The 21,537-nt window shown below is 66.7% G+C and carries 26 protein-coding genes; 11 read left to right on the top strand and 15 right to left on the bottom strand.

The genetic code is table 11. The annotated features are described in order from the left end of the window. The 3 genes from C1O66_RS21625 to C1O66_RS21615 all read left to right on the top strand — a co-directional run bounded on the left by C1O66_RS21625 (position 1) and on the right by C1O66_RS21615 (position 2,388). A complete protein-coding gene (locus C1O66_RS21625) occupies positions 1 to 1,236 on the top strand; it encodes a substrate-binding periplasmic protein (protein WP_102770080.1) in 1,236 nt (411 codons plus the stop codon). An 87-nt stretch (positions 1,237 to 1,323) separates the two neighbouring features. Next, positions 1,324 to 1,869, top strand: a complete 546-nt coding sequence (locus tag C1O66_RS21620; RefSeq protein WP_102770079.1) for a PAS and helix-turn-helix domain-containing protein — start codon at positions 1,324 to 1,326, stop codon at positions 1,867 to 1,869. A gap of 39 nt (positions 1,870 to 1,908) precedes the next feature. Next, positions 1,909 to 2,388: a thioesterase family protein gene (locus tag C1O66_RS21615; protein ID WP_207796056.1), complete on the top strand. Its 480-nt coding sequence runs from the start codon at positions 1,909 to 1,911 to the stop codon at positions 2,386 to 2,388. Here C1O66_RS21615 and C1O66_RS21610 read toward each other — a convergent pair. Continuing rightward, positions 2,373 to 3,653: an MFS transporter gene (locus C1O66_RS21610; RefSeq protein WP_102770077.1), complete on the bottom strand. Its 1,281-nt coding sequence runs from the start codon at positions 3,651 to 3,653 to the stop codon at positions 2,373 to 2,375. The genes C1O66_RS21615 and C1O66_RS21610 overlap by 16 nt on opposite strands. A gap of 153 nt (positions 3,654 to 3,806) precedes the next feature. Here C1O66_RS21610 and C1O66_RS21605 point away from each other — a divergent pair, with 153 nt between their 5' ends. From C1O66_RS21605 to C1O66_RS21580, 6 genes are read left to right on the top strand one after another with little or no spacing between them, the layout of a single operon-like run. Then, a complete protein-coding gene (locus C1O66_RS21605) occupies positions 3,807 to 4,535 on the top strand; it encodes a creatininase family protein (RefSeq protein ID WP_102770076.1) in 729 nt (242 codons plus the stop codon). A 12-nt stretch (positions 4,536 to 4,547) separates the two neighbouring features. Then, positions 4,548 to 5,033, top strand: coding sequence for a protein-tyrosine phosphatase family protein (locus tag C1O66_RS21600; protein WP_102770075.1), 486 nt, complete (start codon positions 4,548 to 4,550; stop codon positions 5,031 to 5,033). Between the two features lie 2 nt (positions 5,034 to 5,035). After that, entirely contained in the window at positions 5,036 to 5,668 is a 633-nt protein-coding gene (locus C1O66_RS21595; RefSeq protein WP_243392917.1) for a pseudouridine synthase, read from the top strand. Beyond that, the gene (locus C1O66_RS21590; protein WP_102770074.1) at positions 5,668 to 6,288 is read left to right on the top strand and encodes a DUF938 domain-containing protein; all 621 of its coding nucleotides are present in this window, start codon (positions 5,668 to 5,670) and stop codon (positions 6,286 to 6,288) included. The genes C1O66_RS21595 and C1O66_RS21590 overlap by 1 nt, the downstream gene beginning before the upstream one ends. A gap of 24 nt (positions 6,289 to 6,312) precedes the next feature. Beyond that, positions 6,313 to 7,083 carry an SDR family NAD(P)-dependent oxidoreductase gene (locus C1O66_RS21585; RefSeq protein ID WP_102770073.1) on the top strand — a complete coding sequence of 257 codons (771 nt, stop codon included), beginning with the start codon at positions 6,313 to 6,315 and terminating at the stop codon, positions 7,081 to 7,083. 59 nt (positions 7,084 to 7,142) lie between these two features. Further along, the gene (locus C1O66_RS21580; protein WP_207796055.1) at positions 7,143 to 8,090 is read left to right on the top strand and encodes a Tim44 domain-containing protein; all 948 of its coding nucleotides are present in this window, start codon (positions 7,143 to 7,145) and stop codon (positions 8,088 to 8,090) included. Between the two features lie 101 nt (positions 8,091 to 8,191). Here the strand turns inward: C1O66_RS21580 and C1O66_RS21575 are convergent, their stop codons facing one another. The 7 genes from C1O66_RS21575 to rpsP form a co-directional block, all read right to left on the bottom strand. Further along, a complete protein-coding gene (locus tag C1O66_RS21575) occupies positions 8,192 to 8,869 on the bottom strand; it encodes a hypothetical protein (RefSeq protein WP_102770072.1) in 678 nt (225 codons plus the stop codon). 249 nt (positions 8,870 to 9,118) lie between these two features. Continuing rightward, the gene (locus C1O66_RS21570; RefSeq protein WP_102770071.1) at positions 9,119 to 10,108 is read right to left on the bottom strand and encodes a CobD/CbiB family protein; all 990 of its coding nucleotides are present in this window, start codon (positions 10,106 to 10,108) and stop codon (positions 9,119 to 9,121) included. A gap of 28 nt (positions 10,109 to 10,136) precedes the next feature. After that, complete coding sequence (locus tag C1O66_RS21565) at positions 10,137 to 10,829, bottom strand: CoA pyrophosphatase (RefSeq protein ID WP_207796054.1); 693 nt, start codon at positions 10,827 to 10,829, stop codon at positions 10,137 to 10,139. Between the two features lie 126 nt (positions 10,830 to 10,955). Continuing rightward, positions 10,956 to 11,309: a 50S ribosomal protein L19 gene (rplS, locus tag C1O66_RS21560; RefSeq protein ID WP_102770423.1), complete on the bottom strand. Its 354-nt coding sequence runs from the start codon at positions 11,307 to 11,309 to the stop codon at positions 10,956 to 10,958. Positions 11,310 to 11,610: 301 nt separating this feature from the next. Beyond that, a complete protein-coding gene (trmD, locus tag C1O66_RS21555) occupies positions 11,611 to 12,408 on the bottom strand; it encodes a tRNA (guanosine(37)-N1)-methyltransferase TrmD (RefSeq protein ID WP_102770069.1) in 798 nt (265 codons plus the stop codon). An 89-nt stretch (positions 12,409 to 12,497) separates the two neighbouring features. After that, complete coding sequence (gene rimM / locus C1O66_RS21550; protein ID WP_102770068.1) at positions 12,498 to 13,124, bottom strand: ribosome maturation factor RimM; 627 nt, start codon at positions 13,122 to 13,124, stop codon at positions 12,498 to 12,500. Next, positions 13,125 to 13,376 carry a 30S ribosomal protein S16 gene (gene rpsP / locus C1O66_RS21545; RefSeq protein ID WP_102770067.1) on the bottom strand — a complete coding sequence of 84 codons (252 nt, stop codon included), beginning with the start codon at positions 13,374 to 13,376 and terminating at the stop codon, positions 13,125 to 13,127. Between the two features lie 318 nt (positions 13,377 to 13,694). Between rpsP and C1O66_RS21540 the strand changes: the two genes are divergently transcribed. Both C1O66_RS21540 and C1O66_RS21535 read left to right on the top strand, forming a co-directional pair. Further along, the gene (locus tag C1O66_RS21540; protein WP_102770066.1) at positions 13,695 to 14,249 is read left to right on the top strand and encodes a GNAT family N-acetyltransferase; all 555 of its coding nucleotides are present in this window, start codon (positions 13,695 to 13,697) and stop codon (positions 14,247 to 14,249) included. After that, positions 14,246 to 14,740 (top strand): TM2 domain-containing protein, encoded by a 495-nt coding sequence (locus tag C1O66_RS21535; protein ID WP_102770065.1) that lies wholly within the window; start codon positions 14,246 to 14,248, stop codon positions 14,738 to 14,740. Before C1O66_RS21540 ends, C1O66_RS21535 begins: the two co-directional genes overlap by 4 nt. Positions 14,741 to 14,761: 21 nt before the next feature. Here C1O66_RS21535 and C1O66_RS21530 read toward each other — a convergent pair whose 3' ends face one another. The 7 genes from C1O66_RS21530 to murJ form a co-directional block, all read right to left on the bottom strand. Continuing rightward, complete coding sequence (locus C1O66_RS21530) at positions 14,762 to 15,118, bottom strand: DMT family protein (protein WP_102770064.1); 357 nt, start codon at positions 15,116 to 15,118, stop codon at positions 14,762 to 14,764. Continuing rightward, entirely contained in the window at positions 15,112 to 15,633 is a 522-nt protein-coding gene (gene folK, locus C1O66_RS21525; RefSeq protein ID WP_102770063.1) for a 2-amino-4-hydroxy-6-hydroxymethyldihydropteridine diphosphokinase, read from the bottom strand. Before folK ends, C1O66_RS21530 begins: the two co-directional genes overlap by 7 nt. 19 nt (positions 15,634 to 15,652) lie before the next feature. Next, the gene (gene pcnB / locus C1O66_RS21520; RefSeq protein WP_102770062.1) at positions 15,653 to 17,284 is read right to left on the bottom strand and encodes a polynucleotide adenylyltransferase PcnB; all 1,632 of its coding nucleotides are present in this window, start codon (positions 17,282 to 17,284) and stop codon (positions 15,653 to 15,655) included. Beyond that, positions 17,281 to 17,967, bottom strand: coding sequence for a histidinol-phosphatase (locus C1O66_RS21515; protein WP_102770061.1), 687 nt, complete (start codon positions 17,965 to 17,967; stop codon positions 17,281 to 17,283). The genes pcnB and C1O66_RS21515 overlap by 4 nt, the downstream gene beginning before the upstream one ends. Next, positions 17,964 to 18,647: a DnaA regulatory inactivator Hda gene (gene hda / locus C1O66_RS21510; protein WP_102770060.1), complete on the bottom strand. Its 684-nt coding sequence runs from the start codon at positions 18,645 to 18,647 to the stop codon at positions 17,964 to 17,966. Before hda ends, C1O66_RS21515 begins: the two co-directional genes overlap by 4 nt. Positions 18,648 to 18,820: 173 nt before the next feature. Beyond that, entirely contained in the window at positions 18,821 to 19,690 is an 870-nt protein-coding gene (locus tag C1O66_RS21505) for a SirB1 family protein (protein WP_102770059.1), read from the bottom strand. Between the two features lie 9 nt (positions 19,691 to 19,699). Continuing rightward, on the bottom strand, positions 19,700 to 21,262 hold the full coding sequence (murJ, locus tag C1O66_RS21500; protein WP_102770058.1) for a murein biosynthesis integral membrane protein MurJ: 1,563 nt from the start codon (positions 21,260 to 21,262) through the stop codon (positions 19,700 to 19,702). Positions 21,263 to 21,537: the final 275 nt, after the last annotated feature.

Raw genomic sequence — 21,537 nt, 5'->3', positions numbered from 1 at the left:
ATGAACGCACGCGCCCGCCCCTGCACCTGCGACAGCCTGCGGCTCCGCCCGGTGCCGGGCCGGGCCGGGCGCGCCTGCCTGCCAGCTTTGCTGCTGGCGGCCTCGGCGATGCTGGCGACACCGGCCCTGGCCCAGCCGTCGGTTCAGGCGCCGCTTCAAACGCTGGCTTCGGCGCCCGCCAGATCGGAGGCCGGCAAAGCACTCCGAGTCTCGGCCGTGCAGTCGTGGTCGGCGCCCTATGCCTTTTACCGCGATGGGGCACTGGTGGCAGGCATCAACCACGACATCGTCCAAACCCTGGCCGAGCAACTGGGTCTGACGGTGCAAACCCAGGTACTGCCGCGCACCCGGGTCGATGCGGCGGTGCTGGCCGGTGATGTGGATCTGCGCTGCCACCTGAGCCGCGACTGGGTGCGCAACCCCGAGGCTTACCACTGGGGTCCGCCGCTGTTCGAACTGGCCACGGTGCTGGCCGGTCATGAATCGGCTGTGCCCATCACAGCACTCGATCAGCTGCACCGTGGCCAGACCATCGGTACGGTGCTGGGCTTTGTCTACCCCGGGCTGGAGGAGCGCTTCAATGATGGGCGGCTGCGCCGGGACGACACCTTTGCCGTCGATCGCAATCTGCAAAAGCTCAAGCTGATCCGCTCGCCCTACATCGTGTCCGACACGCGTGAGATCGAATGGCATATGCGCAACACCCCCGGCCACCAGTTCGCCAACTGGCGGCTTCCCATCACGCGCACCGAGTTCCGCTGCGCCGTGCCGCGCAACGGCCGGCTTGATGCCGCCATGCTGCTGGCCGGACTGGAGCGGCTGCAGGCCAGCGGTCGCATCGAGCAGATCATCAGGAACTACAGCCCGCCCCAGCCGGTGCTGGTGATGTCGGCCCAGAATTCGGTCAAGCTGCTGAGCCAGCAGCAGGTGGCGGCCTTGTTCCTGGGTGAAACGCTGGAGCTGCCCGGCGGCGGCCGGCCGGTGCTGGGCAGCCAGAGCGGTGAGCTCAAGCACGAGTTCTACAACCGGGTGCTTGAGAAGGATGCGGCCCAGGTCAAGGCCATCTGGTCACGCATGACCTTCAGCGGCCGTGGCCGCGCGCCGCGCGAGTTCGGGCAGAGCGCAGCGCTGCGCGCCTGGTTGTTGAACACACCCAATGCCCTGGCCTTCATGGACAGCAGCGGCCTGGATCCCTCGCTCAAAATCGTCTACATGCCGCCGGTCAGCCCGCCCTGAACGCTGCGCAGCGCCCTGAAGCGATCCGCCTGAGCCACAATCGCGCCCCACAATTGCGCCCCGCCATCGCTTGCCTGCCGACTGCCCATGCCGCTCGACTACCGCACCGCCTTTGACCTCGCGCCCATGGGCCTGGTGCTGTCTGCGCAGCGCCTGATCCAGGACTGCAACCAGCAGCTGCTGGCCATGTTCCAGGCGCGGCGTGAGGATCTGGTCGGCCAGAGCCTGGAGATCCTCTACCCCAGCGTGGTCGAGTTCGAACGCACCGGCGAGCGCATCATCGCCAGCCTCGATGCCCAGGGCTGCTATGCCGACGACCGCCTGATGCGCCGCCTCGGCAACGGCCAGCTGTTCTGGTGCCATGTCTCGGGCCGCGCGCTCAAGCCCAGCGATCCGCATGCGGAAGGCATCTGGAGCTTTGTCGACCTCTCGCCGCACCGTAGCCTCAAGGCCGAGCTGACCCCGCGCGAGCGCGAAATCGCCGCCCTGCTGATCGAGGGCCTGACCAGCAAGCTGATTGGCCGCCGCCTGGCCATCAGCCCGCGCACGGTGGACGTCTACCGCGCCCGGCTGATGAAGAAATACGGCGCCGCCTCCACGCCCGATCTGATCCACAAACTGCTGGTGGTTTGAGCCGGCTGCTCTTTTCTGCTCTCCTGCGACATGCCTCCCATGAACCACGCCCCTGTGAACAGCATCTTCGACACGGAGTTCACCGAGCGCCTGTGCGAGATGTTCGAGCGCCAGATCTGCTTCAACCAGGTGCTGGGCCTGCAGATCGAATCGCTGGCCGCCGATGCCGCCAGCGCCTGCCTGCAGATGCGGCCCGAGCTGATCGGCCATTTCACGCACCAGCGTCTGCACGGCGGCGTCATCAGTGCCACGCTCGATGCCATGGGTGGCCTGGCGGTGATGGCAGCCATCGGCGCGCGGCATCTGGACGAGAGCGCCGAGGCCCGCCTGCAGCGCTTCGGCAAGCTGGGCACCATCGACCTGCGCATCGACTACCTGCGCCCGGGCAACGGGCCCGCCTTTCGCGCCACCGCCCAGGTGCTGCGCCTGGGCAGCCGCGTGGCCTCCACCCGCATGGAGTTCTTCGACGCGCAGGACCGATTGATCAGCTGCGGCGCCGGCGCCTACATCGTGTCCTGAACCGGCTCAGGCCGGGCTGCTTCGCGCCGCGCCAAACGCAGCAGCAGCAAGGACGCGGCCACGCAGCAGACACCGCCCAGGCCCATGATCCAGCGTGTGGACAGCAGGGCCAGGCCACCGCCGATCACCGCCATCAAGACATTCGACAGGCAGAACACCGTGGACAGCAGGCCCATCACCCGGCCCTGGCCATGGCCGGCAAAACGCTCGGACATCCAGGCCGGCAGCACCGCGTTGTAAAGCGCCAGCGGCAAGCCCAGGCCGACGATGGCCGCCAGGCCCAGCGGCCCGGGCAGCAGCACCAGGCTGCTCAGGCCCAGGGCGGCACACAGCGCCAGCAGGGCCGCCCGCCGCAGCGGTCGCCGGCTGGCGGGCAGGCGGCCCGCCACCACACTGGCCGTGGTCATGGCCGCGCATTGCGCCGCCGTCACCCAGGCGATGCCAGCGCTGCCCAGGCCCATGTTCTCCAGCATCCACAGCGGTGCGAACTCGTACAGCGCGTTGACGCCCAGGCAGTACATCAGCTGCAGCGCAAACAAGGCCGCCAGCACCGGGTCGGCACGCAAGAGCCCCAACACCTGCTGCTCGCGCAGCTGGCGCCAGAAACCCGAGAAACCCGGCTGAGGGGCACTGCCGGGCGCTGGAGTCGGCCGCCAATCGGGCACCCAGAGCGTCAGCACCAGCAGGCAAGGCAGCATGGCCAGGCCGGCCAACAAAAACGGCACGCTCTCGCCCAGCGGCAGGGTCAGGCCGCCGACCAGGGGGCCCAGCAGCCAGCCCATGTAGAGGCAGGCATTGAGCCAGGCAAAAGCCTGGGTGCGGTCGATCTGCTCATGCATATCGGCCAGCAGAGCACGCGCCACCGCCACATTGCCTTCGGTCAGGCCGGTGATGAAGCGCGCCAGCACGAACAGCAGGTACCAGCGCTGACCGAGGGCAAAGGCCGTGAGCCCGTAGCTGAGCAAGGTGGCGGTGATGGTCACGGCCAGCACACGGCGCCGGCCATGGCGATCGGACAGCGGGCCGATGAAGAGATTGCCGATCAGGATGCCCAGCGGATTGGCCGCCAGCGCCAGCCCCATCAAGAGGCGCGGGTCCAGGCCGGCGAAATGGGTGAAATCATCGACCGGCCCGCCGACAAAGATCGGCGCCAGGATGGGATAGGGCAAGGCCATGCCCACCGTGCTCATCAAGGACAGGGCGCAGATGGCCAGCAGCACCCAGCGGGGGTGGCGGATGGCAGGCGCGGCGGAAGCTGGACTCATCGGGGACAGGGCATGAAAAGAATGTGTTCGCCATGCAAAACAAGGCGGCCGCCATCATGGCAGCTTGGCTGCATGAGAAGCCGCTTGCAGGGCACAATCGCCACGCCTTTCGCCCTGCCGTTCAAAGCCTGTCCACCCTCTTCTTCTGAGCTCATGCGCATCAAAGACTGCAACTGGTCCATGGTCGAGCGCTACCTGCGCCAGGACGACCGCGCCGTGCTGCCCCTGGGCAGCGTCGAGCAGCACGCGTTTCTGTCCCTGGCCGTGGATGCCATCCTGGCGGAAGAAGTGGCGGCGGCTGCAGCCGAACCGCTGGGTGTGCCCGTTTTTCCGGCCCAGGCCTACGGCGTCACACCCACTTACATGGCCTACCCTGGCACCATGAGCTTGCGTCTGGAGACCTTGCTGCAGGTCTTGCGTGACCTGATCGGCTCGCTGCACCAGCATGGTTTTCGCCGCATCGTCATCGTCAACGGCCATGGCGGTAACAACGGCGCCTCCGCGCTCTTGCAGGCCTTGGGCGCCGAGCTGCCGGGCATCCAGCTCAAATGGCACAACTGGTGGGCGGCACCGCGCACCATGGCTTTTGTGCGCGAGCAGGACCCGCAGGCCTCGCACGCCAGTTGGACGGAGAATTTCGAGGGCCTGACCCGTCTGCCCGGCGTCGCCCTGCCCGATGCACCCAAGCCCCTGGTCGACTACGCCCGCATGGCCTTGATGGACCCGGTCGCCAAGCGCGCCTACCTCGGCGATGGCTGCTACGGCGGCCACTACCAGCAGCCGCCCGAGGTGATGGAGCGGCTCTGGACCATCGCCGTGCAAGAAACCCGCGATATCCTCGATGGCCCCTGGCTGAGCGCCGAGCCCGCCCGCCTTCCCTGAAGCCCTGACAACATGCCGTTTCGCCCCGTTTCCCTGCCTGCGCTGGATCCACATTCCTCGGGTCGCCTGTGGCTGCAATCCATGCCCGGCCGCCTCGAATCCTGGCCCGCCTTCCTCGACGAAGCGCGATTGCGCCAGCTGCATCTGGTGGTCTGCCTGAACCCGCTCGAAGAGGTGGCCCAGCTCTCGCCCGGCTATCACAAGGCGATCGCCGAGGGCCGGCTGCCCTTCCGCTGGCAGCACCTGCCCATGCGTGACTTCGGCCTCGGTGCCGACCCGCTGGCCTTCCGCCAGGGTGTGGAGCAGATCGCCCACAGCCTGGTGCTGGGCGAGCAGGTGCTGCTGCACTGCGCCGCCGGCATCGGCCGCACCGGCACCGTGGCCGCCTGTGTGCTGAAAAGCCTGGGCCTGCCGCGCGAGGCAGCCCTGGCCGCCGTGCGCGCGGCCGGCTCCAACCCGCAATCGGCCTTGCAGTCGGGCTGGGTGGACCAGTTCTGAAGGTGGAACCCCTGCCCGCCCTGAACCTGCTGGTTGAGCGCGAGGAGATCCTGCTGCTGAACAAGCCCAGCGGCCTGCTGTCCGTGCCCGGCCGCGGCGAGGACAAGCAGGACTGCGCCATCCACCGCGCCCAAGCCCGCTTTCCCGAGGCCCTGATCGTCCACCGCCTGGACATGGCCACCTCCGGCCTGCTGCTGCTGGCACGAGGCCCCGAGTGGCAGCGCAGCCTGAGCCAGGACTTTGCCGAGCGCCGCGTGCACAAGCGCTATATCGCGGTGCTGCGAGGCAGCCTGGCGGCGGGAGCGGACTGGCAGCTGATCGACCTGCCCCTGATCACCGACTGGCCAAATCGGCCGCGCCAGAAGGTCTGCTTCGAACAAGGCAAGCCTTCGCAGACCCGCTACCGCGTGCTCGGCCATGAGCTGCACGAGGGCCAGGCTTGCACCCGCGTCGAGCTGGAGCCCATCACCGGCCGCACCCACCAGTTGCGAATGCACATGCTGGCCCTGGGCCACCCCATCGTGGGCGATGCCTTGTACGCACCCGAGCACCCCGCACCTCGCCTGCTGCTGCACGCCTGCCACCTGAGCCTGCCGGAACACGGCTGGTCCTTCGATTGCCCGCCGGAGTTTTGATGTCCTCAGCCTTGCCCGAATCACCTGGCGCCCGGCACTCGCCGGCCGCCGAGCGCAACAAACAACCCATGCTGGAGGCCTTGCAAGCCCTGCTGCCGCCCCGCGGCCGGGCGCTGGAGATCGCCAGCGGCAGTGGCCAGCACATCGCCCACTTCGCCGCCGGCCTGCCCGGCTGGCATTGGCTGGCCTCCGACCCCTCGCCCGAGGCCCGCGCCTCCATCGCCGCCTGGTGGCCGCAAGGGCCTGCAGCCCTGGCCCTCGATGTCCAAGACGCTGACTGGGGCTTGCCGGCCGGGCATCTGCCGCTGGACCTGATCCACTGCGCGAACATGTTGCACATCGCCCCCAGCTCCAGCGCCAAAGGTCTGTTTCAGGGCGCGTCCCGGCATCTGGCCAAGACCGGTCTGCTGACGGTTTACGGCCCTTTTGTCGTGCCGGGCGAGCCGACGGCGCCCAGCAACCTGGCCTTTGACGCCGAGCTGCGCAGCCGCAATCCAGCCTGGGGCCTGCGTCAGCTGGACCAGGTGCTGGCCTGCGCGCAAGATGCCGGCCTGCGACTGCGCGAGCGCATCGGCATGCCGGCCAACAACCTGCTGCTGGTGTGGGAACGCCAGCCCTGACCCACGATTAGCGCAGGAGAACCCATGAGTGCCACTCACGAACTTTTCATCATCACCGGCGCCTCGCGCGGCATGGGCGAAGCCATCGCTCTGCAACTGCTGGCGCCCGAACATCAGCTGATCGGCATCTCGCGCGGCCGCAGCGAAGCCTTGCAGCGCGAAGCCGACACACGCGGCCTGGCGCTGGAGCAATGGCAGGCCGATCTGGCCGAGCCCCTGGCGGCCGCCGAGCGCCTGGCGGCCTGGCTGGCGCAACAAGACCTGAGCCGATTCCGCCGCGCCACCTTGATCAACAACGCCGGCGTGGTCAGCACGCCCGGCCCGGTAGACGGCGTGCCACTGGCCGAGCTGTCCATGGCCTTGCGTGTGGGCCTGGAGTCCTGTCTGCTGCTGAGCAGCGCCTTCCTGAACGGCACGGCCGAGCTGGGGTCCAAGCGGCGCATCCTCAACATCTCCTCCGGCCTGGGCCGCCGCGCCATGGCCGGCAGTGCGCCCTACTGCGCCGCCAAGGCCGGCATGGACAACCTTTCACGCGCCATGGCCCTGGACGAAGCCGCCAAGCCCGCCGGCCAGGGCGCCGCCATCGTCTCGCTGGCGCCCGGCATCATCGACACCGAGATGCAATTGCAGCTGCGCAGCGCCGACCCGGCCAAGTTTCCAAACCGCCAGGTCTTTGCCGATTTCAAGAGCGGCGGCCAGCTGATGAGCCCGGCCGAGGCGGCGGGCAAGGTGCTGCGCTTCCTGGCCTCCGCAGGTTTCGGCAACACCGTGCTGGCCGACGTTCGTGAGTCTTGAAATCCCCCGCGCCTCCCCCATCTGCCACCCTGGTCACGTCTGACCTTCAAGGAGTTTTTGTGAAACGTGCTGTCTTGTCTGCCCTGATCGCCCTGAGCGCCGTCTCGGTTCTGAGCCTGGCCTCCTTCGACGCCGAGGCCAAGCGCCTCGGTGGCGGTGGATCGGCAGGCATGAAACGGGCCGTGCCCCAGCAAAACCATGATGCGGCCAAGAGCGCCCCCGGCGCGCCGGCCCAAGGCCAGCAGGCCACGCCCTCACCCCAGCAAGCCGCGCCGGCCGCCCCTGCCGCGCAACCGGCTGCTGCTGCCGCGGCGCCCAAGCGCAGCTGGATGGGCCCGATTGCCGGCCTGGCCGCCGGCCTGGGCATCGCCGCCCTGGCCAGCCACTTCGGCATGGGTGGAGCGCTGGCCAACATCATGACCATGGTGCTGATTGGCGGCGCTGCGTTGCTCCTGATCACCTTCCTGATGCGCCGCTTTGCCGGCAACAAGAACGCCCAGGCTGGCGGCCTGCAATATGCCTCGGCCGGCCCGGCTTACCCGGCCGCGCAACCGGCCCAGCCCGCGCCGGCACTGCAGCCGCAGGCCTTCCAGCCGGCACAACCCGCAGCCGCCAGTGCGGCGCCGGTCCCGGCCGGCCCGAGCGCTGAAAACGCCGCCTTCGAGCAAATCGCCAAACGCGTATTCATCCGCCTGCAAGCGGCCAACGATGCCGGTGACCAGGCCGATCTGCGCCGCTTCACCACGCCCGAGATGTACGGCGCCGTGCAGCAAGAGCTGCTGGACCGCAAGGGCGCGACCCAACGCACCGATGTGCTGCAGCTGGACGCCCGCGTGATCGAACGCACCCAGGAAAACGGCCAGCAAATCGTCAGCGTGCGTTTCTGGGGCCTGATCCGCGAGCAAAGCGAGGCCGCTGCCGAGAACTTCGATGAAGTCTGGCATCTGGTGCGCCCGCTGGACGAAAGCCGCGAGTGGGCGATTGCAGGCATTCAAGCTACGGCTTGAATCGGCCGAACTCCGTTGGCCCGGCCGTTGAACGGCAGGGGCCTGCGGCAAGCAAAAGGCCCGCGTCTGCGGGCCTTTTTTATGGCAGCTCCGGGCAAGGTTCAGAGATTGCGTCCGCTGCGGGCCACCGCTTCGTAGGCCCGCAGTTCGGCCAGATTCTGGCGCCGACTGGCTTCCAAACTGCTCTCTGCGGCGCTGGACGCCTTTCCATCCAAGGTCGGGTAGGAAAAATCGTAGATCTTGCGCTCCATCACATCGATGGTGCCGTCCTGGTTGGTATCGGCATCTTCGAACTGAGCGCTGCTCAGACCTTGATCAGTCGGTGCGACACCGCTGCTCTGCACTGCGGCCGCACTGTTGCCCGTGGCCGATGTTGCCAGCTGAGCAGCCGGTGCCGGCGTATCGGGGGGCAGGCTGATTGGGGTTTCGCTGCGATCCGGTGAGGCCTCCACCACGCGCGGCTTCCTGCCGGTTGGGTCGGCACCCGAGTTGCTTGGCGGCAGGGGGCCAGGCAGCGGCTCGGGGCGCACCTGGGCAACCGGTACAGCCGTGGCCTGAATTGGCGCTGCTTGCGCAGGTGCCGCTTGGGCTCGACGGGCGCCCTCGCTAGAGATTTCCACCACGGCCGATTCGGGTTCAGCCGGCAGAGGTGCTTGCTTGGTGGGCAAGGCCTTGCGTGATTGCAGCTCGGCGCTGCTGCTGGTGTTGGCACTGAAACGAGCGGGCGCAACGATGGAAGCGCTGGCGACTTCGTTTTGGCTGGCGACTGAGTTGATCATGGCAAACCTCCGCGAGAGAGACTTTGCAGGGCTGGCCCACTGTCAGCGGAGGCGGCATCACGCCGCAAAGCCACTGGCCGACCAGTACATGGATTGGATTTCGACCAATCCTTCACGCAACTTGAATACTTCCACTTTAATGCGTGAGCGGAGGTCTTGCCCAATCATCTCGCCGTGCCGACAAGGCAATCGCCGAAATCAAGCCCAAAACACCAGCCAAACCCGCGCTAGAACTGCGGCAGGCGCCTGTCAGCCGACCAAATTGGCCAGGGTCAGCAAGGCCAGCAGCAGCATCCACAAGACCACCGAGCGCCAGATCAGGCCGACCACGCTTTGCAGATGGCCCAGCTGGGCCGGCTGCCCGGGCGTGCTGCCCTCGGCGCGGGTGGCGTCGGCATCCACGCCGGCTTCGAAGGTCTTGCTGCGATCGGGCGTCACGCCCGGTGCGGCCACGCCGCCCAGCTGCAAGCCCAGCGCGCCGGCGGCCGAGGCCAGGATGATGCCTTCGTTGGGATGCAGCCAGAGCCCGGCATCGCGGCGCCAGCCATTCACCGCTTCTTCGAAATTGCCGACGATGGTGAAGCCGGTGGCGGTGAAACGTGCCGGCAGGTAATCGATCCAACCGAACAGGCGGCGCGAGAGCAGCATCAGGCGTTCATTGGTCGGCGCATCCAGCGTGCGGCTCTTGAAGGCCCAGTAGCGGCTGGCGAATTCGGCCATGCGGTACAGCACCGCGCCGGCCGGGCCCAGCCCGACCGTGGACAGCACGACGAACCAGAAGAACACGCCAAACACATGGCGATGCGCGGCCAGCAGCGAGTGCTCGATGGCATGGCGGACCAGCTCGGTGCGCGGCAATTCACTGGCGTCCAGATGGCGCCATTCGGACAGCAGGCGCCGGGCCTCGTTGTCATCGCCGCGCTCGAGCGCGTCACGGATGTCGGTGAAGTAATGACTGAACTGGCGGAAGCCCAGGGTCAGGTAGAGCACCACCACATCGAGGGCCAGCGCCAGGATGACGCTGAAATGGTGCACAGCCAGGTAGATCGCCGTGGTCAGCAGGGCCGGCCCCAGGGCGGTGATGGACCAGACCACGGTGGCGTGGTGCTCGTCGCCGGCATCGAAGTTGCGACCGGTCCAGCGCACCCAGGCGATCACGCTTTGATGGATGCCATTGCCGTGGCGGAGAGGTTTGAGCTGTTCACACAGCAATGCCAGGAGGACCGCGAAGAAGTTCATGGGCCGGGATGATAGCGGGCGCCACCGCTCAGGCTGAGAGGAAGCGGTAGAAGTTGCGCAAGATCGCGGCGGTGGCGCCCCAGATGAAGTCATCGCGCTCGCCGGCATGCCCGCCCCAGGGCATGGACAAGAACTGGCGCTGCCCGCCGGCGTAGACGAACACATGCCGGCGATGGTGCGCCGGCGTCATCAGAAACTGCAGCGGCACCTCGAACACCTCGGCCACTTCGCCGGGGTCCAGACGCAGATCAAAACCGGGCTGCACCAGGGCCACCACGGGCGTCACCTGAAAAGAAGTGACCGTGGTGTAGATCGGCAAACTGCCCAGCACCTCGATGTGAGCGCTGAGCAGCCCGATCTCCTCCTCGGCTTCGCGCAGGGCGGTGACCACCGGACCGGCATCGTCGGGTTCGGTCTTGCCGCCCGGCAGGCTGATCTGGCCGGCGTGGTGGCGCAGATGGTCGGTGCGCCGCGTCAACAGCAACTGCAAACCGTCCGGGCGCTCGACCAGAGGCAGAAGCACGGCCGCCGCCGCTGGGCTGCGCTCGGCGAAACCCGGGGCGCCCCCATCTCCGGCATGCTCCGGCTGCCACGTCGGCGATGAGGCAAAGCGCTGGCGCAAGGCTTCGGCCTGAAGGCGCAAGGGATCGACCGGCGGCAGATGGGCATCCACGCCGCTGACTGGCACGGCGCGGGGGTCAAGAATCGGAGGTCGGCTCATGGTGGGCAAGCATAGCTTTGGCAGCACCCCGCCCCGGGGTACAGCTCGCTCGTGGCTGAGCCGATGGGGCATAAAAAAAGCCGCCCGAAGGCGGCTTTCTCGCAGGGAAACCTGGCAAGCGCCAGATCAGCCCAACTTTTCCTTGATACGAGCCGACTTGCCCGAACGATCACGCAGGTAGTACAGCTTGGCACGGCGCACATCACCGCGACGCTTCACTTCGATCGAAGCGATCAGCGGGCTGTACAGCTGGAACGTACGCTCCACGCCCTCACCGTTGGAGATCTTGCGCACGATGAAGCCGGAATTCAGGCCGCGGTTGCGCTTGGCAATCACGACGCCTTCGAATGCCTGCACGCGCTTGCGGGTGCCTTCAACGACGTTGACGCTGACGATCACGGTGTCGCCAGGGGCGAACGACGGAAAGTTCTTGTTCAGGCGAGCAATTTCTTCTTGCTCAAGGGTTTGGATCAAGTCCATGAGGTTCTCCAAATGATCGTGGCGGCGACGATGCTCGGACACGTCACTCGACGCACCAAGACTGCTGAAATAGCGCCGATGAAAACAGGTCTTGCAACCTGGGCTTCACGGCTGTGTGAGAGTGTTGCTGCTGGCCAAGGCAAGCAGCTCTACCCCCGTTCGACCCGCCAGAGGATCGGACAGCCCGCCATTATAGCCCGCTCAGCACCGATTCACCAAGGGCCAGCCCGCTAGAGCCGCTCAAGATGCCTGCCGCCATGGCGCCACTGGGCCACGCCGGCGCCCTCCCAGAAGCCGCGGCTCAGCGTACTTCTGCAGGCAGCTGAGCCAGAAAGCGCTCGTCCGCCTTGCTCAGGCGGCCTGCAGCACGCGCGGCCAGGATCAAATCGGGGCGGCGGCGCTGGGTCAGCTCGAGCGAGCGCTCGCGGCGCCAGCGCGCGATCTGGGCATGGTGGCCGGACATCAGCACCGCCGGCACCGGCAGGTCTTCGGTCTGGCCCGGCAGGCCGGTCAGGACCTCGGGGCGGCTGTAGTGCGGGCAATCGAGCAGGCCGTCGGAAAAACTGTCCTGCACATGCGACTGGGCATCGCCCAGCACACCATCCTGCAGGCGCGCGACGGCGTCGAGCAAGGCCAGGGCGGGCAACTCACCACCCGAAAGCACGAAATCGCCAAGGCTGATTTCCAGCGTGACATGGCGGTCGAGAAAACGCTGATCCATGCCTTCGTAGCGGCCACACAGCAGCACGGCGCCGGGCCCACGCGCCAGCTCCTGCACCAGGGCCTGGTCCATGCGCCGGCCGGTGGGGCTGAAATGAATGATGGCGGGCGGCGTGTCGACCGCACCATCCGCCAGCGCCTCCACCCGCGCCACCTTGGCCGCGGCGAGCGCACGCTCGAGCGGCTCCGCCAGCATCACCATGCCCGGGCCGCCGCCAAAGGGGCGGTCGTCAACACGGCGGTAGTTGTCGCTCGCGAAATCGCGCAGCTGCCAGAGATGGACATCAACCTGGCGGCTCTCGAAAGCGCGCCGCGTCACCCCCTGGCTCATATGCGGGCCAAAGAGCTCGGGGAACAGGGTCAGGATGTCAAAGCGCATGAGGAAGGGTGCGCAAAGAAAGACGGTGGCCGGGAGGAAAACCGAGGCACAAAGCAGGCGGCTGAAGCATCAAAGCGCGCCGCCTGGGCTCAGTAGTCCAGACCCCAGTCCACGGTGATGATGCGCTGCTCCAGATCGACATCGTCCACGTAGGCGGAAACGAAGGGAAGCAGGCGCTCTTGATCGGGCTTGATGGGCGCGCTCAGACCGGGCGGTGCAATGCGCAGCACGCTGTGCGGGCCGGCATCGATCAGACCCAGCACCTCGCCCAGGGTTTCGCCCTGGCGATTGACCACCGACAGGCCGATCAGGTCGACCCAGTAGTACTCATCCGGGTCCGCCGCCGGGAAGGCCGAGCGGGAGATGAAGATGCGGGCGCCGCGCAAGGCTTCGGCCGCATTGCGATCCGCGCAGTCCTGGGCGTTGGCCACCAGGCCCTCGCCATGTTCGCGGATCGAGAGAATCTTGAGCAGGCGGGGCAAAGGCTTGTTGACCTTGACCACCGCCGGCGCGTTGCCCTCGGGCGCACGGAGGAACCAGCGCCGCGAGGAGAACAGAGCCTGGGCATCGCTGGAATAGGCTTGCACCTTGAACCAGCCTTTGACACCCCAGGCGTCCAGAATGCACCCGACTTCCACCGCGTCCTCAGGCCAGGCCAGCTCTTCGGAGCCGGTGCTGGCGGGAGCGCGCGAATCGGAGGCGGGTGTTCTCGACATTTAGACCGCGGCCTTCTTGGCTTCGGTCACCAGACGCTCGACGGTGAGCGACAGCTGGGCGCCCACGCCGGTCCAGTAGCTGACGCGGTCCAGCGCAACGCGCAGGGACTCAGCAGCACCCGAAGCGACCGGGTTGTAGAAGCCGACCTTCTCGATGAAGCGGCCGTCACGACGCTGGCGGCTGTTGGCCACGACGATGTTGTAGAAGGGGCGCTTCTTGGAGCCGCCGCGAGCCAGACGAATAACAACCATGATGTTTCCTATGAATCTATTGCATCCATCGCACCAGGAGACACTCAGGGCGAGTAGATCGGGGTGGCCTCGGGCTACATCAAACACCAGCCTTGCCTCGCACCTTGAGCGCACCCCGGAGGAATGCACTGCACAATGCGCTGCCAGCTTTGCTGCTGAACACCTTCTGCCGTGACTGGCCCTGTAGATACGCCGCACCGACCGCCTTCGCGAACGCCCCGCGGTGATGGACATCACCCAAGCGCACGCTCCAACCAACCAGTTCGACCAAGGCCAAAACCCAGCATTATAAACTCGGCGCCAAGGATCAACAGAGATATGAGCACAGAAAAAAACACGAATCCCGCCAGCGCGACCCTGCTGCGCCCCAGCACCGACGCCGACATCCCCGCCATTCAGGCCATTTACGCCCATGCCGTGGCGCACGGCACCGGCACGTTTGAGACCGAGATCCCCGACACAGCCGAAATGAGCCGCCGCCGCGCCGAGGTGCTGAGCCGCGGCCTGCCCTGGCTGGTGGCCGAGCGCGAAGGCCAGATCCTGGGCTACGCCTACGCCAATTACTTCCGCCCGCGCATGGCCTACCGCTTCTGCCTGGAGGACTCGATCTACCTGCACCAGGACAGCCAGGGCCAAGGCATCGGCAGCCTGCTGCTGGCCGAGCTGATCGCTCGTTGCGAGGCGCTGGGTGCGCGCCAGATGTTGGCCGTGATCGGCGATGCCGAGAACCTGGGCTCCATCGGCCTGCACCGGGCCCTGGGCTTTCAGGACACCGGGGTGCTAAAGAGCGCGGGCTGGAAATTCGGCCGCTGGCTGGACGTCATCCTGATGCAGCGCCAGCTCGGCCTGGGCGACAGCGGGAGCCCGGAATGAGCGAGTTGAAGCCGACTGACGCAAGCCCGAGCGGCGCGCACAAATCCAAGACCCTGGCCACCTGGCTGGCCCTGGTGCTTGGCAGCCTGGGCCTGCACCGCTTCTACCTCTACGGCTTCGGCGACCGCCTGGCCTGGCTGCACCCCTGGCCGACCCTGCTGGGCCTCTACGGCCTGCAGCGCATGGAATTGCTGGGCCAGGACGACCGCCTGAGCTGGGTGCTGATGCCCTTGCTGGGCCTGATGCTGGTCAATGCCATGATTTGCGGCATCGTCTACGGCCTGAGCTCGGACGAGAAATGGGATGCCCAGCACAACGGCGGCCGGGCCAGCCGACCCAGCGGCTGGGGTGCCGTCATCGGGGTGGTGGCTTGCGTGTTCCTTGGCGGCATTTCGCTGATGACCACCATCGCCTTCAGCGCCCAGCGCTACTTCGAAACCCAGGTCGAGGCGGCGCAGGAAATCAGCCAGGACCCAAGCAGCAGCCGCTGAGCGCCCATCAAACCGGCCCGATCAGGGGCCGCGGAAGATGAAATAGACCGCGCCCATCAGGCACAGACCGGCCCAGATGAAATCGGACTTGAAGGGCTGACCCATGTAGATCACCGAAAACGGCACAAAGACCGCCAAGGTGATCACCTCCTGCGTGATCTTGAGCTGGGCCAGGCTGAAGCCGGCGCCGTAGCCGATGCGGTTGGCTGGCACCTGCAGCAGGTACTCGAACAGGGCAATGCCCCAGCTCAGGAGTGCCGCGATCCACCAGGGCTTGGACGCCATGTTCTTGAGGTGGCCGTACCAGGCCACCGTCATGAAGAGATTCGACAGCAGCAGCAGACCCAGGGTCTGCCAACCCGCAAGACTGCTCAGCATGGGACGCCTTTCCGGTCGCTCAGGATCGGACCCAGGCATTCGATGACCTGGCCCTGAACGCCCGCCAGATACGAATCCAAGCGCTGCAGGCCCGGCAGGCGCAGCTCGGGCGCCAGCTCGATCAAGGGCCGCAGGACAAAAGCTCGCTGATGCAGGCGCGGGTGCGGCAAGCGCAGGCGCGGCAGATCCAGGCTCTGGCCGCCATGGCTGAGCAGATCCAGATCCAAGGTGCGCGGCGCATTGACGAAAGGCCGCTCGCGGCCATGACGCAGCTCGATGGCCTGCAGCGCATCCAGCAATTCCAAGGGCGACAGCCCGGTATGCAGTCGAGCGACCGCATTGAGGAAATCCGGCCCACCCGCCTCCACCGGCGCGCTGCGGTAGGCGCTGGACACAGCCTGCAACTGCGTCTGCGGCAAGGCCGCCAACTCGGCCAGTGCGGCGTTCAGCGTGGCCGCCAGATCCCCGAGATTGGCACCCAGGCCGACGAAAACCTCAGCGGCTGAGCCCTGCACACCCGCAGAGGCCAAGGACTCAGGCCTCACCGCCCGAGCCACCCTCACCGCCCTCGCCGCCCGATGCCGTCGCTCCGCCCTCAGCGCCTCCGCGCTGCGAGGCCGGCTTGCGGCGGCGACGTCGCTTTTTGGCCGGCGCCTTGCCTTCGGACAAGGCCTCGGCCACATCATCGGGCGCGCCCACCGGGCCTATGCCCTCCTTGCGCGGCAGCTGATGGGTCTTGGCGGCGCGGCGCTGCTGCTTCTCCAGCTCGCGCACGTCTTCCAGCAAGGCTTCGCGCTCGTCGTCGCTGCCCAGGGCAAAGTCTTCCCACCAATCGGCCAGGGCCGGCTCGATCTCGCCGGCATCGGCACGCAGGCGCAGGAAGTCAAAGCCGGCGCGGTAGCGCGGCTGTTCGATCAAGGTGTAGACCCCGCTGCCGCTGCGGCGCTCGAAGCGCGGCTGCATCATCCAGATCTCGCGCATATCGGTGGCCAGCTTGCCGCGGCCGGAAATATCGCCGATGCGGGCGTCGAAGACCGTGTCGATGGCCTGCTGCAAGGCCGGCACGACCGGTTCGCCGGCTTCGCGCAGGCGATTCCAGCGTTCCAGCACCTCGAACCACAACATGCAGGCCAGCATGAAGCTGGGCGAGACACCACGGCCTTCGCGCACGCGCAGGTCGGTATCCTCAAAAGCCATGCGCACAAAATCGCCGCGCATGCCGGCCGGCAGCTCGCCCGATTCGGTCAGCATGGCATCCAGCACCGGGAACACCCCGCGTGCCAGGCCCAGCTTGCGCAGCGACTCCAGGCTGGCCAGGGAGTGGCCAGTCTGCAGCAGCTTGATCATCTCGTCGAACATGCGCGAAATCGGCACATTGCTGAGCAAAGCCGCGCTGGCCTGGATGGGCGCACGGGTCTTGGGTTCGAGCTCGAAGCCCAGCTTGGCGGCAAAACGCACGGCACGGATGATGCGCACCGGGTCTTCACGATAGCGGGCTTCCGGGTCGCCAATCATGCGCAGCACGCGCTGCTTTGCATCGGCCAGGCCGCCGTGGTAATCAACCACCAGCTGACGCTGCGGGTCGTAGTAGAGGGCGTTGACGGTGAAGTCGCGGCGGGCAGCATCCTCGATCTGCGGACCCCAGACGTTGTCACGCAGCACGCGGCCTTCGGCGTCCACCACATGGCTCTTGCCAGCCAGTTCGGCCTTGGAGGTCTTCTCGTTGCCGCTGACCTGCTCGGCCGATTCCTGGCCCAGCAAGGCGCGGAAGGTCGACACCTCGATCACCTCATGTTCACGACCCCGACCGTAAACCACATGGACGATGCGAAAGCGCCGGCCGATGATGAAGGCACGGCGGAACAAGCCCTTGACCTGCTCGGGCGTGGCATTGGTCGCCACATCGAAATCCTTGGGCCGCATGCCCAGCAGCAGGTCGCGCACCGCGCCGCCGACGATATAGGCCTCGAAGCCCGCATTGGCCAGGGTCTCGACCACGCGCACCGCGCGTTCGTCAAGCAGGCTGGGGTCGATGCCGTGATCCTCAACGCCCACCTCGACCCGCTTGCCGAGCGAGCCATGGCCGGTCTTCGCTTCCTTGGGTGCCTTGGCGGCCTTGCCCGCGGAGGGCTTGCCCAGCAGCTTGTCTATGAATTTTTTGATCATGCGAACAGATTCAGTTGGGGCCAGCCGCGGGTGGACGCGATGTCCGCCAGGGCCGGCGTCGGGTTGGTGGCCACCGGGTGGCTGACCAGCTCCAGAAGCGGCAAATCGTTGATCGAGTCGCTGTAGAAGTTCACGCGCTCGAAGTCCTGCCATTGTCGTCCCAAGCCCGCCAGCCATTGCTGGACGCGCTCGATCTTGCCGGCCTGGAAGGACGGCACGCCGTCGATCCGCCCGGTGCACTGGCCCTGCCCGTCGCGCTCCAGGCGCACGGCGATCAGGTGGGGCACGCCAAAAGCCGCAGCAATCGGCGCCGTGACGAACTCGTTGGTGGCGGTGACGATGGCCAGCAAGTCACCAGCGTCGGCATGCCGCTGCACCAGCGCCCGCGCATTGTCACCGATCAAGGGCGCCATCACCTCGGCCATGAAGCGCTCACGCGCAGCCAGGGCCTCAGCCGCTGGGCGGCGCCGCCAGACCGAGGTGGCGAACTCGATGTAGGCATTCAGATCCAGGCAGCCGGCCTGGTACTGGGCATAGAACTCGTCGTTGCGCGCCTGCCATTCGGCGCCATCGGCCCAACCGATCTGGACCATGAAGCTGCCGAAGGCATGGTCAGAATCGTTCGGGATCAGGGTACCGTCGAGATCAAACAGGGTCAGGGCTTGCGGGGCAGGCGCATTCATCCGGCCATTCCTTCATCGGCCAGCATCTGGCGCAACAGGGGCACCGTGACCGCGCGCTTGGCGGCCAGGGCAAATTCATCGAGACGATCGAGCAAGCGCATCAGGTGCTTGAGATCACGGGCAAAGCGGGTCAACAAATAATCGATCACCTCATCGGCCAGCAAAATGCCGCGCCGGTCGGCCTCGCGGCGCAGGGCGGCGCGCATCTCCTGCTCGCTCAGCGGCTGCAAGGCAAAGGTGGGCCCCCAGCCGAGGCGGGTGCGCAGGTCCTCGCGCAAATCCAGATCGACCGGCGGCGCGCTGCCGCTGGCCACCACGGCCAGGCCATGGGTGGCCGCCTCGACAAACAGGGCAAAAGCGGCATGCTGCTGGCCCGCATCGAAGCGCTCGCAATCGTCCATCAGCAAAAGGCTGGGCTGGCTGGGCAGCTCCCAGGGCAGCGGCGTGTCGGCGTCGTACCAGCCGACCTGGGCGCCCGCCTCTTGCCAGGCGTGGGCCAGGGCACGCAGGACATGGGTCTTGCCGCAGCCGGGCACACCCCAGAGGAAGACCGGCGGCGGCGCCACCGAACCGGTGCGCAGCGACTGCAGATGGGCCAACGCCGCGCTGTTGGCACCGGGCAGGAAATTGTCAAAGGTGAACATCGGCGCGGGGCCGATGGCAAGCGGGATCTGCTTCAAAACCGGTTCATCTCCAAGACCACGTTCACCTCATACCTCATGCACACCCCATGCGAGCTGGCAGCAAACGCCTGTGCCCTGCAAGCCAAAAATCTGTCAGCCCAAGCCAACAGCTCGCTCACGGCGGCCCCGATTCTAAAGGCGTGCGCCGGCATGAAATTCATCGCCAGCCCTCAATGCAGCGCCGGGCCGCCTCGCTCGCGCAGACGCGCCAGCCGCTCCTGCAACACGGGGCCGTCGAGCGCCTTGGGCTCCTGGGCCAGGTAGGCCTCCAGGTCCGCCGCCGCCGCCGGCCAATGGCCGAGTGACTCCAGCACCAGGCCACGATCCCGTCGCTCCAGAGCCGAATGCGGCAGCAGGATCACCAGGCGCTGCTGCACCGCCAGCAAGCGGGTCCAGTCCTGGGCGGCACGGTGAATCTCTTTCAAATTGCGCAGCATGCGGGCCAGGATGTCGCGCGGTGGCGTGGGCTGCAGGAACAAGTCCACCGGCAGATCCACCTCACCCTGCAGGCCGGTGCTGCCGCGAAAAGCCTGCAGCATTTCATCCAGCCGGCTGCGCGACAGCGATTGGCCGGTGAACGGGTCCAGGATGAGCTCGCCATTGCCCATGCTGATGCGCACCAGGAAATGCCCGGGAAAGGCCAGGCCCTGCGCACGCAGCCCCAGCTGTGTGGCCAGCTCCAGAAAAACCACGGCCAGGCTGATGGGGATGCCGCGCCGCGTGGCCAGCACCTGATGGATGAAGCTGTTGTCGCGCTCGTAGTAGTTGTTGACGTTGCCGGCAAAGCCCAGCTCTTCGTAGAAGTAGCGGCACAGGCTGCGCAACTTGCTCTGAGCCGAGGCATCGGCCGGCAGGCGCTGGCGCAGACGCAAGCCCAGCGCATCCACCTCGGACAAGACGGCCTGCACATCCAGATCCGGGTGCTCATCCTGCGCCAGCGAGGCGGCCGCCTCCAGCAGGTTCAGGCCCGCATCCTCGGCCACCAGCGCGGCAAAGTACTCGATCGGCGTGGGCGCCTCCAGGCGCAGGGAATGGCTCATGGCCTCAGTTTAGGCGCGGCGCATGAACTGTCGCAGACGCAAGCCCATGACCGTGAGCAGCAAGAAGTACAGCAAGGCCGACGCGCCCAGGCTGCCCGCCATCCAGAGCGCCCGCAGACCCTCGGTCTTGCCCAGGGCGATCCAGTCCAGGCGCTGCGCCAGCTGCCACTGCAGCACGCCCATGGCTGCGCTGGCCAGCGCCACCTTGAGCGCAAACAGCCACCAGCCCGCCACCGGACGGTAGCTGCCCTGCCGCCGCAGGCCACGCAGCAACCAGAAAGCATTGACCATGGCGCCCAGGCCAATCGACAAGGCCAGCCCCGCCACGCCCACCAGGGGCACAAAGATCAGATTGAACAGCTGCGTCAAAGCCAGCACGCCGATGGCGATGCGCACCGGCGTGCGCGTGTCCTGCTTGGCATAAAAGCCCGGCGCCAGCACCTTGATGGCCAGCAAGCCCATCAAACCCACGCCCCAACCCATGACCGCATGGCCGGTGTTCACGACATCGACCGCCAGAAACGCCTTGCGGTGGTAGAGCACCGCCACCAGCGGCTCGGCAAACACCAGCAGCGCCACGGCGCACGGCAGACCGAAAAGCAGCACCAGGCGCAAGCCCCAATCCAACAGATCGGAATACTGCTGACCATCGTCCTTGGCCTGCGCGGCCGAAAGCTGAGGCGTGAGCACCGAACCCAGGGCCACGCCCAGCAAAGCCATGGGGAATTCCATCAGGCGGTCGGCGTAGTTCAGCCAGGAGGTGGCGCCTTCGGCGATGTGGCTGGAAATTTGCGTGTTGATCAACAAGGACAGCTGGGCCACACCCACGCCCAGCAGGGCCGGCCCCATCTGACGCAAGATCGTGCCCACGCCGGGGTGGGTGCTGGCGCGACGCAGGCCCGAGGGACGAAACGCAATGCGCGGGCGCACGCCAATGCGGCTCAGCGCCGGGAATTGAATCAGCAATTGCAGGACGCCACCGACCATCACCCCGACGGCCATCGAATAAATCGGCGGGCAACCCCAATCCGCCACCACCGGTGTCATCCACCAACCAAAAGCCAGCACACAGAGGTTGAGAATCACCGGCGTCACCGCCGGCACCATGAAACGCTTCCAGGTGTTGAGAATGCCGGCCGCCAAGGCCACCATGGACATGCAGCCGATGTAGGGGAACATCCAGCGCGTCATCACCACGGCCGCATCCTGTCCCTTGTCAGGCATGCCAGAGCCCAGCATCCAGACCAGCACCGGCGCCGCCAGCACGCCGATCACACAGGTGGCCGCCAGAGCCCAGGCCAGCACCGAGGCCACCGCATCGATCAAATCACGGGTCGCCTCGTCACCATGCTTGGCGCGCGTGGCCGCCAGCACCGGCACAAAGGCCTGCGAGAAAGCACCTTCCGCAAACAGGCGGCGCAACATATTCGGAATGCGAAAGGCCACCAGGAATGCATCCGACAGCACGCCCGCACCGAACATGGCCGCCACCATCTGCTCGCGCATGAGCCCGGTGATGCGCGACACCAGGGTGAAGATGGAAATCAGGGACGCAGCGCGCAATAAATTCATGGTCGACACAGACTCAATCAAGAGCAAGACGGCCGCTGCGCCGTGCGCAGCGGGCTCAAACAAAAAGAAAGAACAGGGGCCGAGGCAAACCAAGCCGGCGGCGCAGCGGCATGCGCGAGAACTACCGCCCTCGCCCTCCGCTTCAGCTGCGCGAAACCAAGCCGCAAGCAAGTCGCACAGGTCACACCGAAAGCAGGCCACGGCGCGCTTGATGGCGAGCCGGGCGACGCATTATGATGTGCGCCCTCGTCGCTTTCGAGCGGCCAACGCCGCAT

This window comes from Paucibacter aquatile, from assembly GCF_002885975.1.
Taxonomy (GTDB): Bacteria; Pseudomonadota; Gammaproteobacteria; order Burkholderiales; family Burkholderiaceae_C; genus Paucibacter_A; species Paucibacter_A aquatilis.
Note: the sequence above shows the minus strand (reverse complement) of the source record. Positions and strands in the feature narration are given on the sequence as shown.

Excerpts from the sequence above, each read along its gene's own strand:
- C1O66_RS21505 (WP_102770059.1), bottom strand. The coding sequence starts at position 19,690 with ATGAGCCATTCCCTGCGCCTGGAGGCGCCCACGCCGATCGAGTACTTT.
- C1O66_RS21570 (WP_102770071.1), bottom strand. The coding sequence starts at position 10,108 with ATGAACTTCTTCGCGGTCCTCCTGGCATTGCTGTGTGAACAGCTCAAA.
- C1O66_RS21530 (WP_102770064.1), bottom strand. The coding sequence starts at position 15,118 with ATGCTGAGCAGTCTTGCGGGTTGGCAGACCCTGGGTCTGCTGCTGCTG.
- C1O66_RS21585 (WP_102770073.1), top strand. The coding sequence starts at position 6,313 with ATGAGTGCCACTCACGAACTTTTCATCATCACCGGCGCCTCGCGCGGC.
- murJ (WP_102770058.1), bottom strand. The coding sequence starts at position 21,262 with ATGAATTTATTGCGCGCTGCGTCCCTGATTTCCATCTTCACCCTGGTG.
- C1O66_RS21575 (WP_102770072.1), bottom strand. The coding sequence starts at position 8,869 with ATGATCAACTCAGTCGCCAGCCAAAACGAAGTCGCCAGCGCTTCCATC.
- pcnB (WP_102770062.1), bottom strand. The coding sequence starts at position 17,284 with ATGATCAAAAAATTCATAGACAAGCTGCTGGGCAAGCCCTCCGCGGGC.
- rimM (WP_102770068.1), bottom strand. The coding sequence starts at position 13,124 with ATGTCGAGAACACCCGCCTCCGATTCGCGCGCTCCCGCCAGCACCGGC.
- C1O66_RS21610 (WP_102770077.1), bottom strand. The coding sequence starts at position 3,653 with ATGAGTCCAGCTTCCGCCGCGCCTGCCATCCGCCACCCCCGCTGGGTG.
- C1O66_RS21600 (WP_102770075.1), top strand. The coding sequence starts at position 4,548 with ATGCCGTTTCGCCCCGTTTCCCTGCCTGCGCTGGATCCACATTCCTCG.
- rplS (WP_102770423.1), bottom strand. The coding sequence starts at position 11,309 with ATGGACTTGATCCAAACCCTTGAGCAAGAAGAAATTGCTCGCCTGAAC.
- C1O66_RS21535 (WP_102770065.1), top strand. The coding sequence starts at position 14,246 with ATGAGCGAGTTGAAGCCGACTGACGCAAGCCCGAGCGGCGCGCACAAA.
- trmD (WP_102770069.1), bottom strand. The coding sequence starts at position 12,408 with ATGCGCTTTGACATCCTGACCCTGTTCCCCGAGCTCTTTGGCCCGCAT.
- C1O66_RS21605 (WP_102770076.1), top strand. The coding sequence starts at position 3,807 with ATGCGCATCAAAGACTGCAACTGGTCCATGGTCGAGCGCTACCTGCGC.
- C1O66_RS21540 (WP_102770066.1), top strand. The coding sequence starts at position 13,695 with ATGAGCACAGAAAAAAACACGAATCCCGCCAGCGCGACCCTGCTGCGC.
- C1O66_RS21515 (WP_102770061.1), bottom strand. The coding sequence starts at position 17,967 with ATGAATGCGCCTGCCCCGCAAGCCCTGACCCTGTTTGATCTCGACGGT.
- C1O66_RS21565 (WP_207796054.1), bottom strand. The coding sequence starts at position 10,829 with ATGAGCCGACCTCCGATTCTTGACCCCCGCGCCGTGCCAGTCAGCGGC.
- C1O66_RS21625 (WP_102770080.1), top strand. The coding sequence starts at position 1 with ATGAACGCACGCGCCCGCCCCTGCACCTGCGACAGCCTGCGGCTCCGC.
- C1O66_RS21620 (WP_102770079.1), top strand. The coding sequence starts at position 1,324 with ATGCCGCTCGACTACCGCACCGCCTTTGACCTCGCGCCCATGGGCCTG.
- C1O66_RS21615 (WP_207796056.1), top strand. The coding sequence starts at position 1,909 with ATGAACCACGCCCCTGTGAACAGCATCTTCGACACGGAGTTCACCGAG.
- rpsP (WP_102770067.1), bottom strand. The coding sequence starts at position 13,376 with ATGGTTGTTATTCGTCTGGCTCGCGGCGGCTCCAAGAAGCGCCCCTTC.
- C1O66_RS21590 (WP_102770074.1), top strand. The coding sequence starts at position 5,668 with ATGTCCTCAGCCTTGCCCGAATCACCTGGCGCCCGGCACTCGCCGGCC.